Origin of the sequence: Bacillus sp. SM2101, from assembly GCF_018588585.1 — a bacterium.
GTDB classification, from domain to species: Bacteria; Bacillota; Bacilli; order Bacillales; family SM2101; genus Nanhaiella; species Nanhaiella sioensis.
The window spans coordinates 1-9,297 of record NZ_JAEUFG010000053.1; the positions used below are offsets into that span (position 1 = coordinate 1).

The 9,297-nt window shown below is 33.6% G+C and carries 10 protein-coding genes; 3 read left to right on the forward strand and 7 right to left on the reverse strand.

What is annotated here, in order from left to right; all coding sequences use genetic code 11:
* Nucleotides 1–335: 335 nt before the first annotated feature.
* The 6 genes from JM172_RS23535 to JM172_RS23560 all read right to left on the reverse strand — a co-directional run bounded on the left by JM172_RS23535 (nt 336) and on the right by JM172_RS23560 (nt 4,790).
* A complete protein-coding gene (locus JM172_RS23535; RefSeq protein ID WP_214484820.1) occupies nt 336–1,268 on the reverse strand; it encodes a DNA/RNA non-specific endonuclease in 933 nt (310 codons plus the stop codon).
* 172 nt (nt 1,269–1,440) lie between these two features.
* The gene (locus JM172_RS23540; RefSeq protein ID WP_214484821.1) at nt 1,441–1,842 is read right to left on the reverse strand and encodes a hypothetical protein; all 402 of its coding nucleotides are present in this window, start codon (nt 1,840–1,842) and stop codon (nt 1,441–1,443) included.
* Between the two features lie 4 nt (nt 1,843–1,846).
* Complete coding sequence (locus tag JM172_RS23545) at nt 1,847–2,056, reverse strand: helix-turn-helix transcriptional regulator (RefSeq protein WP_214484822.1); 210 nt, start codon at nt 2,054–2,056, stop codon at nt 1,847–1,849.
* A gap of 368 nt (nt 2,057–2,424) precedes the next feature.
* Nucleotides 2,425–2,700 carry a CPCC family cysteine-rich protein gene (locus JM172_RS23550; RefSeq protein WP_214484823.1) on the reverse strand — a complete coding sequence of 92 codons (276 nt, stop codon included), beginning with the start codon at nt 2,698–2,700 and terminating at the stop codon, nt 2,425–2,427.
* Between the two features lie 161 nt (nt 2,701–2,861).
* Nucleotides 2,862–3,251: a hypothetical protein gene (locus tag JM172_RS23555; RefSeq protein ID WP_214484824.1), complete on the reverse strand. Its 390-nt coding sequence runs from the start codon at nt 3,249–3,251 to the stop codon at nt 2,862–2,864.
* A gap of 300 nt (nt 3,252–3,551) precedes the next feature.
* Entirely contained in the window at nt 3,552–4,790 is a 1,239-nt protein-coding gene (locus JM172_RS23560; RefSeq protein WP_214484825.1) for a serine hydrolase domain-containing protein, read from the reverse strand.
* Nucleotides 4,791–5,442: 652 nt separating this feature from the next.
* On the opposite strand from JM172_RS23560, the gene JM172_RS23565 reads away from it, so the two are divergent.
* From JM172_RS23565 to JM172_RS23575, 3 genes are all read left to right on the forward strand, one after another.
* Entirely contained in the window at nt 5,443–5,928 is a 486-nt protein-coding gene (locus JM172_RS23565; RefSeq protein WP_214484826.1) for an HIT family protein, read from the forward strand.
* A 467-nt stretch (nt 5,929–6,395) separates the two neighbouring features.
* The gene (locus tag JM172_RS23570; protein ID WP_214484827.1) at nt 6,396–6,599 is read left to right on the forward strand and encodes a hypothetical protein; all 204 of its coding nucleotides are present in this window, start codon (nt 6,396–6,398) and stop codon (nt 6,597–6,599) included.
* A 487-nt stretch (nt 6,600–7,086) separates the two neighbouring features.
* A complete protein-coding gene (locus JM172_RS23575; protein ID WP_214484828.1) occupies nt 7,087–8,940 on the forward strand; it encodes a glycoside hydrolase family 3 protein in 1,854 nt (617 codons plus the stop codon).
* Between the two features lie 115 nt (nt 8,941–9,055).
* Here JM172_RS23575 and JM172_RS23580 read toward each other — a convergent pair.
* Nucleotides 9,056–9,297: M4 family metallopeptidase (locus tag JM172_RS23580; protein WP_214484829.1), on the reverse strand; the 242-nt coding region annotated here is incomplete at its 5' end.

Sequence of the window (9,297 nt, forward strand, 5' to 3'; positions counted from 1 at the left end):
GCTTTTCCCATGTAATATAAATTATTTACAATATCAAACTTACATTCATTAATTTACCAATCTAATTATATGAAAGGAATTATTAGAAGTAAATATTAACATATAGAAAAGACGCTAATCTTTATTTCAGATGAGCGTTAGATAGTTGAAGATCGTTATTGAACTAAAAGCTTCCGTTAGTGAATAATAATTATATCCTCACCAAATAAATTATGATGACTTCATAAGATGACTTCAATTGTTCCTGTACAGACACCAATTCGCAAATTGTTATGAATCGTCCAACGAGGAAAATGCTCCATTGTTCATTTATTTTTCCTCAAAGTTCTAGGAGCTTACTCACCTACCATACCGTCCTTATCAGCATCGTGCATATAGGGGTATAACCAATGATCACTCGTTATTGGCATACTGAAACCTGCAGCTTTTGCTTCTTTAATCGTCACCTGTCCATTACCGTTTGTATCAACATTAGAAATATCACCGTTTGTGTTTGAACTAGTTGAATCGGAAGGCTCACTGCCTGTTAAACCGAGTGATGAGTTTACTTCATCAGGGTTCACATTGTCAAATGTATTAACAATCTCGTTACCCATTAAAGTATAGGTGTACTGATAACTTGAAGGAATCTGCGTTTCCGTATTCGGATAGATGATAATTGCTTCAAAATTAGTAGCTCCACTTGCGCTACGGATCACGTCTTCCATATAAGCTTGATCACCATGTCGGTTGAGTGTACTATCTTGTGGGGTAATATTGTAAGCATTCGATACCCCTCCGAGAGAATCAGCAATTATATGTCCTTCATCTAAAACGTCACTTTCGACGCCAGGAACTTTTGCCTCATCAGAATAGTATCTGCCAGACGATAATACAGGCTCGTTACTGTCATTTTGTATAATGATTTCGTCAGCAATGACACGTACTAGTTGCCCGTATTCATTAGTAAATGCCCAATATTTACGGTCACCGTAACCAATGTCTACGACGACGTTAGGTTCACGATATCCAGACGAATCACCACCATCAACTTCAATAAGTTTGTATCCTGAGAACTGGTCATTATTTGGTTGGGTTGGTGTTTCCTCTACTTCTTGTTCATCAACAACCGTAGTGATAGTTTCTTCTTTTTCGCTATTTTTATTTGTTTCAGCTGTGGTTGCTTCTTGTGGGTCTGTTTTTGCATCTGTAATGGATGCATCTTCTAAGTTGCTACAACCAACCATAAAGATGAACGTTAAAAGTAAGATTAAATAGTTCATTTTCATTTTAGGAATCTCCTATAATAGTTTCATATTGATCATTCTAACAATCTCGGAATGTTAACATTGGTTTTCTTACAGAATTTTCAGGTTGTTCATCATAAGCGCCATTATGTTGAATAAGCTGCTCCCATTATTTCCTTCCGTGATAAATCTATATGTAAATCTACAACTAAACTTATTCTTCAATCGCTCCACTGTAATTCAGATAATCACGTATAATCCATCTAAATATAAAACCAAGTATAATACTGTAACTAATAAGATTGAGATATGAAATAGAAATAAACGAGTTCTTTATCAAAAAAGCTCCTATAAGTAAAAAGAGAATCGTCATCCAATAAATAATATACCCTGCGAAGAAAGCATTATTACGTGTACGCTGATCATGCTGAAAATTAATTTTGTTCCATTTTCCCTTTTTATGAATGTCTACACCGAAGGTAATCACTTGGATAGTTGAAAAAACCGCAAGAATTAATGTTAACTTAGAGTTTGAGTGATTTGTAAATATGAAAAAATACAATAATAGTGGGAGTCCCATTCGCAAAATAAAATTTGTTCGATACGTTACGTTCATTCCATTACTCTCCTTCAATCCAAAATAACTTATCAAGAGAACACTCTAAAACAGTAGCTAATTTAATAGCTGTTCCTATAGATGGTTCATAGCGTTGTTTTTCTATGGCAATAATCGTTTGTCGAGTAACAGCAATTCTCTCAGCTAATTCACCTTGTGTAAAACCTTTTTTCTTCCTATACTCCTTTACGCAATTACGTACTCCATGTTTCATTGTTATTTACCTCACAAAAATGTAATGTGCACCTTACATAAATAGATTATATAAAGAGACAAATGTAATGTCAACATTACATTTATAGTTTTTTACATATTTTTCTATTAAAAATACATACATAACCCCCATTTACCAAAGCTTAATATATATTAGTTCGCTAGATAATCAATATTCTTAATTAATTATTTGATTAAAGAAAAGAAAGGCGCTCTATTCAATAAGCGCGCCATATCGTATTATAAGATTCGCAAATTACCTGGTGCCCATTCTTAATAGACTTATCCTTAAGGTACTCAGGATCGCCTTTACTATATTCTTGCGCCATATTGCGGAAGATATAATAATTCTTTATTTAATGAATTTCATTACTTAATTTGAGATAATATTTTCCAATTGCAATCCTTGATTTCATCTATCAAAGGTTCCCTTACAGAATTTATAGATAGTTCATCACAAGCCCCAAATTTTAAATAATTTCTCTGTGCTTGTCTTAGTGTAGGTATATTTGCTCCACCTTCATAATCAGGATCATTAAATTGAACAAGGTCATCTTCCCAAAAACAAATACTGCAAATCTCATATGTTCCAGGCGGTTCTTCATTTAAGGTTATGTAGCCGCAGCATGGACAAGTATATTTCAATACATTTCCCTCCCGATATTTATACAATTATATTTCACACTAGCAGTTGAACTCTATTTTTCTTTTCCAATTAGTTTAATAATTATATTCTTGCGCCAAATTGTTAAATATCATAATATTTTTCAAAGCATGTCATTATATAAATGTGATAATCTTCTACCCTATGATAAAGAAACCATTAAACATAATATAAATGCAATACTTGATAAAGGTGTCATTACGTATCTTTCTTTTTTACTTCTGGATATTAGATTTCCTATTGTATTTAAGCCCAAATAAACTGTTATTACCCAAACTAGAATATTTGTAGGTAAAAAATTAAATATATTTAACAAGTCAGTATGCTGTAAAAAAACAATTCCCATAAACAAAAGGATGACAGCATTTATAGCACTTACAATACGTAATTTTTTCGGTAAAATTTTATAAAATCCACCCATCGCAAATTCGCCTAACGGCAACCCTATTGCAAGTAACACCTGAAAAACAGCAATAGAAACAAACAATATAGTAACAATAATGGATAATATGTTGAAAATATCCCCATCCATAAAATTCGCCTCCCCAAAATATTTTATTTTCTATAATACTCAGGTTCTTCAACTCACAGACTGAAATATTAATAGTTCCAGTAAATATTCAACTTATTAAAAGAAAAGACACGTTTCTATTTTCAGACACGCGCCATATTGTGGAAGATCATCATAGGTTCTAATAGCTAATATTAAAAATAAGGTCTTACTAGAGTAATATTACATTATTGTGAATCACATGTAGAATATTTTTCTTGTTTAACTTCTTATTTCTACTCTCTTTGATTCAATTTTATTCACTATATTACCTTCTATATTTCATTCATTATTATTAACAATTTTAGTTAGGATATTTGTTAAACTATTGATTTTACCTCCGCCTAAATATTCATTATTGCTTAAGATAATAATGACAAGTTCAGAATCAAGCTCACGATAAATCTTCCCTAAATATCCTGGTAAGTGCCCTGCATGTTCAACAATATTTCCTTTCGAACGCCACCCGTACCCATATTCAAATCCAGATTCATAGTAGGAATTAGACGGGATCTTAGTATAAGGAGCATACATCTTATTTATTGTCTCTTTTTTAAGTAGTTTTTCAGAATATAATGCTCTATCCCATATTACTAAATCATTCACAGTTGTATACAAACCACCGGCAGAAGAATAAAAAAAATACTCATTATACGGAGTAGGATAAACATCATTTTTAGAAGATATTTTTTCATAGCCAAGAGCTTTATTTTCTTGAATGTCCCAGTCAACACTAGAACCTGAATTCAACATCTCTAAAGGTCCAAAAATATTTTCTTCTAAAAAAGTTTCGTATGTTTTCCCCGAGATTTGTTCTATGATCAATCCTAATATTATATAATTCGAATTACTATATTCATATCTTTCACCAGGTTTAAAGTTAAGGGGAATGTCATTATATATACCAATGGCCTCTTCTGTTGTTGGTAACGAAGTAAAGTTAGACCTAGAACTCCCTCCGTTATCAATAAATTCAGAAAACTTTTCAGCGAATTTTTGATGATCGGTATTTACAATTCCAGATGACATAGATAATAAGTGATGAATCGTAATTCCTTCCCATTGAGTAGCTCCAGGTAAATAATCTGTAACTTGATGATTAATCTCAAGCAATCCTCTTTCTTCTAGTAATAATATCGCTGCGGCTGTAAATTGTTTAGTCACTGATGCCATTATGAATTTCGTATCTAAGGTATTAGGGATATCTTTATCATAGTCAGCCTTCCCAAAAGTTTTAGAGTATATTTCTTCGCCTTCTATACCTACGTACACGGCGCCTGAAAAATTATAGTATTTTTCGTAGCGAGATACAGTATTGTCCAATTCGCTATATAAATCTAAGTTGTCTGAATCTTGACTTACATCTTGTACTTCATCTAATGTAATACTTTCTTCTGTTAATTTTCTATCCAGTTCTGATTTTTCCGAAAATTCATTTCCTTTTTTTGTAGAGTTCTCTTCAGAACACGCGCTTAGAACAAGCGAAAAACTAATGAACATAATAAACAAGCTTTTCTTCATTCGGCACCCCTTAAACTTTTTTGATGATACATGAATTAATTAAGCTTCTTTCAGAGACGTGATGATTTTAATACGGATTATTATCCTAAAGGTTTCAATTTATTTCTAAATGCATGAGGAGCATTTTTAACATAAACAGAAATGCGTCTTTCAGGGCAATTTAGATTTATCTCTTAAAATCCAACATAAAATACCATTTTAAAAGGAACCTGTGTAATAACATAGAAAATAAACCCAGCCCTACAATAATGATTAAAACAGCATTGAAAGATCAAAACCAATAAACTACTAAAAAAGGGGATACTAGTTACACCCTTTCATCATGTATTGTTATTCAACAATGCTCGCCCCAATCATAAATAAAGGCGCATCTCTTAGAGAAATGCGCCATATTGTGGAAGATCAGCAGAACAAAACAAAAAGGAGTACCTCGTATCCCCTTATTATTAGTTTATTGGTTTAGGTTTCATCATGATTTCTGGATAACCTCATCGAGAAACGAAGTTTGATAAAAGGAAATTTAATTCCAAGTGTCGAACCCTTACACTTAGGTTATCTAAGTTCAAGGTATAAAACATATTCCTTTAACCTAACTGAGTTGTTATCTGGAATACAGAAACTTTATAAATTTTTGTTTTGGGGGAGAAAAAGCTTGAGAAAAATAACCTTATCAAACGGAAAAACAGTAGAAGTTGAGTGTCTTAGCTGTGCATTAACAAGTGGATTAATTGAGCCAGACGGTGGTGTGGTTATTGAAACAGAGCACTTTCACGCGCATCAAGATGTTGCTTATCCTATTAGAGGGTTAATAATATTAGCCTCTAAAAGACACATCAAATGTTTTGATGAATTAACCGAGTCTGAGAGTTTAGACTACATAAACGTTTTATCAAGGATAAGAAAAGCCCAAAGGGAAACTTTAGGGATTGATTACGTCTATTATTTTTACAATGAAGACACCACCCATCATTTTCATACTTGGATGGTTCCCAGATACGAATGGATGTATAATTTCGGGCGTTCAGTTGAGTCCGTTCGACCAGTGTTACTTCACGCTAGAAATGAATTGAATGACAAACAGAATGTTGAAGAAGTGTTACGAGCCATCAACATCCTCACTGAAGAATTAAATAAATAATTTAAAATTAACAAGCTATTAATTTTTTCGTTAAGCAAACGGGAAACGTTAGTTTGACAAGAAAATAACTATAAACAACTATTACTTAAAATGGGAATTTTGTTTTTGTAAATATTAACATAAGTCAGCAACATAATAATAGATAATTGATGTAAATTACCTAGCACATCTATACATACTTATTATTCATAATTGTCATACCATATTTAATAAGATCCTTCCGCCAGCCTCCCTGATCACCCTCCTTTCACGAACGGAACAGGGAGGTTACATATTGTTCTCATTAGTATGTTGTCCTTTCTCCCTTGTATTACCTGGTAAAACTTCTATTTAGTGCAAACAAGATGACTCTATACTTTAAAACAGCCCCATATCGCATTATAAGGTCATCCAGATCAATATTTTATCTGGTTGTCCTTCTTTTTATAGGCTATTCTTTAGGTAGTCGGGGTAGGACGTGAGCGCCAGTGGGACTTGATCCCGGGCATAGACACCGCATAACAAGTGAAGCTATGGCACTACAAGATAGACAGAGGCTACAGACAAATCTACTAAAAGGAGATGTGATACAGTATGGATCCAGTGATGAGACTGGATGTCGCAAAAGGAGAAAGCCAAATTCAAGCTTTCCTGGCAAGAAAGCAACCCTTCGGAAAGACCTTCAAATTTAAGCATGATACCAATGGATTACGTTTAATACTAACTAAACTATTATCTATATTAAGACAAATTCCTCCAATTAAAGTCAAAGGGTTTCGTAAGTGAAGCAAGAATTTATAAACAAAGCTTTTGGAGGTGGTAAAAATAAGCTAATCCTATTCCTTTATTTATACGGTAAATATTTTTTCTTTGAACTTATGTTTAACGTTTTATATTTACTAAACATCTACTCCTATTATAATTTTATTCATACATTTACTTATGACGTACCTACTTCTTACAAGCAGCTAAATAAACATATCTTATCAATTTTATTTATTTGTTCTATAACCATCAATTACTGTAATAAAACTATCGTATTCTACTATTCATACTTCGCCTCCTTCTAAATGAATATATTGTTTGGTAGATGTTTAAAGTACTGTATCTCTTTAAAGATTTAATGAATTTTTTTCTATGTTATCTAAAATAAATTACACAGTGATGGAGGTAATATATTTGACTAAGAGGTTATCAGAAAAAAATGTTTTTATAATGATACTAAGTACAATTATATTTCTTGGAATAGGAGTATTATTGTTCAGGACTGATCATATTGCAAATGGAGAAGTTGTTCCAGTATATCAAAATGCAAGTGCACCTATACCAGATCGAGTTGCTGATTTAATTTCACGAATGACATTAGATGAAAAGATTGGACAAATGACACAAGTGGACAGAAGATACTTAAAATCTGATAGCGATATAGCAACGTATCATATTGGATCTCTATTAAGTGGAGGTGGATCAGCCCCAACGCCAAATACACCCGAAGCATGGGCTGACATGTATGATCAGTACCAATCATTTGCACTATCATCAAACCTTCAAATTCCAATTATTTATGGCATTGATGCTGTTCATGGTCATAATAACGTATATGGATCTACCATTTTCCCACACAATATCGGTCTAGGGGCTACACGTAACCCCACATTATTAAAACAGATTGGTGAAGCTACTGCTGAAGAAGTAGCTGGAACTGGGATTGATTGGACGTTTGCCCCATGTTTATGTGTTAATAGAAATGAACGCTGGGGAAGAACCTACGAAAGCTATGGTGAAGATCCAGAAATTGCTAGCTCATACTCTACAATAATTGAAGGATTGCAAGGTACTAATTTAAGTGATTCCTCATCTATTTTGGCTAATGCTAAGCATTGGGTAGGCGACGGAGGTACATTAGGTGGCGATGATCAAGGTGATACTGTCATTTCTGAACAAGAATTGAGAGACATCCATATAGCTCCATTTGTTGACTCCATTCAAAAAGGTGTTGGTTCAGTTATGATTTCATATAGTAGCTGGAATGGAGAGAAACTACATGGGCACAAATATCTGATTACAGATGTCTTAAAGGGTGAACTAGGTTTTACAGGGTTTGTTGTTTCAGACTGGGCAGCCATTGATCAATTACCAGGCGATTATGCTAATGATGTGCGAACTTCCATAAATGCTGGTATAGATATGGTAATGGTTCCTGATGACTATATAACATTTATAAATACATTACGTACAGAAGTTGATGAAGGTCGAGTATTAATTTCGAGAATCGATGATGCAGTAGAAAGAATTTTAACGAAAAAATTTGAACTCGGCTTATTTGAACAACCATTTACTGATAGAACATTAACATCAACTATTGGATCGCAAGAACATAGAGATATCGCTAGAGATGCTGTTAGACAATCTCTTGTGCTCCTTAAAAATGAAAATAGTATTCTCCCCTTATCAAAAGACTTAAATAAGATATTTGTTGCCGGGAAAAATGCTAATAATATTGGGAATCAATCTGGTGGTTGGACGATTAGTTGGCAAGGTAGTAGTGGAGATATTACACCTGGAACAACTATATTAGAAGGTATTCAAAGTACCGTTTCTCAAAATACTGAAGTTACATATAATGAGAGAGGTGTAGGGTTAGACTCAAGTTATGATGTAGCTGTAGTTGTAGTTGGAGAAACACCTTATGCAGAAGGTAATGGAGATCGACCAACCAATTTAGGACTTGATAGAACAGATATTGCAACTCTTCAAAAGATCAAAAGGTCGGGTGTACCTACCGTAGTTATTTTGGTTTCAGGAAGACCGATGATTGTCACTGATCAACTAACAAATTGGGATGCATTTATTGCTGCATGGCTTCCTGGAACAGAGGGTCATGGCGTGTCAGATGTTCTCTTTGGAGATTATAATTTTACTGGGACGCTACCACTTAGTTGGCCTCGTTCAGAAGATCAAATTCCAATTAATGTTGGTGATACACCTTATGATCCACTGTTCCCTTATGGATTTGGACTAACCTATCCTTAAAGAACAATATGCTTTTAAAAATATCTCAAATATCTAATAACAACAAATAAATAGAGACACTCGCCATTTGTAAAGGCGAGTGTCTATTTATATAGTATTCATTATCATAACTTGACTAATTTACACCAACAGCATCAAATGCAGCTATAACTGCTGCAACTTCAGGGCCATTCTCTCCGTATAAATCAGTAGCAGATTGGAGTAAAGAAGAGCGCAACTGACTAAATGTAGATGATTCAGTTAGATATTGTGTCAGTGCACGATAATAAATTTGACCGACCTTATCTTTCCCAATACCTGTAACTGTCGTTCCGCTGTGTGTTCCACCTTCACTTATTAAATATGCCGCCTTGTTAG